Consider the following 2,391-nt stretch of genomic DNA (forward strand, 5'->3'; position numbering starts at 1 on the left):
GTTGATGGGCATGTGACGGTGCCTCATGCTCACCAAGCTAGTTAGTGTATGTTAAGTAAACCTTATGGATTTGTATATCTCATCCATCCACTTTCAGATTGTTTCGCTTTATACTTCCCATAAGACAGAAGCTTCATTGCCGAGCGATTGGCCGCATGAAAAACCAAGTTCAGCTTCCATTCTTCCTCCATTTCACTGGGATAGGTGGTGGATTCATAAACATAATAACCCGCCATGATACAGGGGACTACTTGCTCCGGTTCAAATCCATAAGCAGTTGCATCATCCACAACCAAATCAATGATGCATCGGTTTCCATCTTTAACTTTTTTCTGGAGTAATTTTTTTACCGATCCTGGTACTAATTCTAATATTTTATCCTTCATGTCAGTCACCTCATCTTTTATCATGTCCAGATAACCTGGGGATATGTGTCAAACAGAATGAAATTCCAACCGTAATTGCACAGGTTTAACAAGATCTTAAGACTATATCACCCTAAAAGGGAAAATGGCTTTAAATCCAAGAAATCTGGTGAGACAGGGAGAAACGTATTCGTTCATTTTGCAGTCGATGGGAACGAAACAATTTAAATATAGGAAAACGTGTCGTGTCTAAAGTGGACAACCTATGTTTCTATGATTCTCCATATTGGCAGGATAATAATGTTGTAAGCATCTGTAGATGCAGGATTAGGATTTACTATAGACGCAAAAGTAACTGTCAATGGATCCACAATATAAAATACACAAAAGCAAAGGCAAAACTAAAAGGCATGAGCCCGGTACAATACCGGACCCCTGCCCAAGAAGCTGCTTAATGAAATAACGTGTTTTGAACAATCTTTTTTCGAACCACGCTTTTTTTATTTGCTCTTTTATCAAAGTTTATTAAGTTAATTTAATCAAATTTTATTTCAAGGCTACACTTAGTTCTAAGTTTAAATTAAAAAGAAAAGAGGAGGTTTCTCCTTTTCTTTTTTGTTGGGTGAATTTTATTTTACGTCGATTATATTTGAAAACTGTAGTTTCATCTTGTTATAAAAAGAATCCGTGCATATCACAGCACTATTTAGCAGATCAATATCAACAATAGTCATATAGCTAGTGAGTAAATAACCGTCTTCATGATAAAAGCTTTTGATGTTATTACAAAATGTGAAATTATTCACTAATCGAGACATAGAAAACATTAATGCCTTACCGTAAAAAAAGACACCCTAAGGTGCCTTCCTCCGACTTGAACCAACTTAATTTTAATAATATGTATTGGACTCCCATCCAAATAATATTTTACCATGTTAAGTTATTTTATTCAGGCTGGGAATTCAGTGCAACAAAAAGTAATGAATAAAAGAGAAAATCCCTGCGGGGACAGGGATTTTATAGGAGAGATATTATTGTTGTACGGTGTCGAAATTTGGCGTATTCGACGACTTAATATTATCACGAGTTTTCAAGTAATTGTGATGGTTGATGTGTCAAAAATGTGTACGACTTTCATATAAAAGCGTTATTTGATACCAAATAAAAATAAAAAAAGCCCTTTAAGAGAGCCGTGTAAATGCTATCGCATATCGTATACCACAGTATATAAATGTCTCGGAATAATGTGAACAAAATAGTTATTTAAATAAAAAGAGCGCTTTTTAAGGCGCTCTATGACCAAGGTTTATTGTGATCTTTTTAGGTTTGTAGAGTATTTGAACAATAATTTAGTTTAAGACAAAGATAATTTCTTATTAGTAATACCGACTTGCTTCAGTAGACATGGCAATTGCTTTTGTTTCATGAACTGTACCATACGGATGCTCTGGAGGTGCATATATAGAGTAAATTTTAAGTTGTTTATTCCCCGTATTGATTACATTATGCCATTTTCCAGCAGGTATCATAATTGCATAGTCATCATAGGCCATTTCTTGAAAATCTAATTTATCTTTGTTATCACCCATTTGAACAAGTCCCTGTCCTTCTTCAATACGTATGAATTGATCAGTTGTAGGGTGTACTTCTAAACCTATGTCATCTCCAACATTAATACTTATTAAAGTTACTTGTAAGTTTTTTCCTGTCCATAAAGCGGTGCGGTAAGTATGGTTTTGTTTAGTGGCCTGGTTAATATTCAATACAAATGGTCTAGCTCCATAATCTGTTAATCTAATGTTTTCACAATAAGGATTCCGGTTGTGATTCCAGGAGTTATTGTTGTTACTGTAATAATAAGGATTCCAATCATAAATCCAATTATTGTTATTCCAGATGCTATCCATTGAGTTTTGACATTGATAGTAAAAACGTGGATTATGTTGCATATCCAAGCTCCTCTCATGATTTTATCATTTACCTTTTATCCTATGCTGTTGTCTATTTATAGGAATGCAGAATAAGA

Annotated in this window: 3 protein-coding genes and 1 pseudogene; 1 reads left to right on the top strand and 3 read right to left on the bottom strand. The window is 34.4% G+C overall.

Going from position 1 to position 2,391, the window contains the following annotated elements; translation table 11 throughout:
* Positions 1-62 precede the first annotated feature (62 nt).
* Positions 63-386, bottom strand: coding sequence for a hypothetical protein (locus tag KI356_RS24750; RefSeq protein ID WP_002146752.1), 324 nt, complete (start codon positions 384-386; stop codon positions 63-65).
* Between the two features lie 209 nt (positions 387-595).
* Between KI356_RS24750 and KI356_RS28330 the strand changes: the two are divergent.
* A pseudogene (locus KI356_RS28330) lies at positions 596-828 on the top strand (hypothetical protein); the annotation flags it as partial.
* Between the two features lie 166 nt (positions 829-994).
* Here KI356_RS28330 and KI356_RS24755 read toward each other — a convergent pair.
* Together KI356_RS24755 and KI356_RS24760 are read right to left on the bottom strand one after the other, a co-directional pair.
* Positions 995-1,192 carry a YolD-like family protein gene (locus tag KI356_RS24755; RefSeq protein WP_128280575.1) on the bottom strand — a complete coding sequence of 66 codons (198 nt, stop codon included), beginning with the start codon at positions 1,190-1,192 and terminating at the stop codon, positions 995-997.
* 549 nt (positions 1,193-1,741) lie between these two features.
* A complete protein-coding gene (locus KI356_RS24760) occupies positions 1,742-2,314 on the bottom strand; it encodes a cupin domain-containing protein (protein WP_212936758.1) in 573 nt (190 codons plus the stop codon).
* Between the last annotated feature and the right edge of the window lie 77 nt (positions 2,315-2,391).

Source organism: Bacillus hominis (genome assembly GCF_018332515.1).
In the GTDB taxonomy this organism is placed as follows: Bacteria; Bacillota; Bacilli; order Bacillales; family Bacillaceae_G; genus Bacillus_A; species Bacillus_A hominis.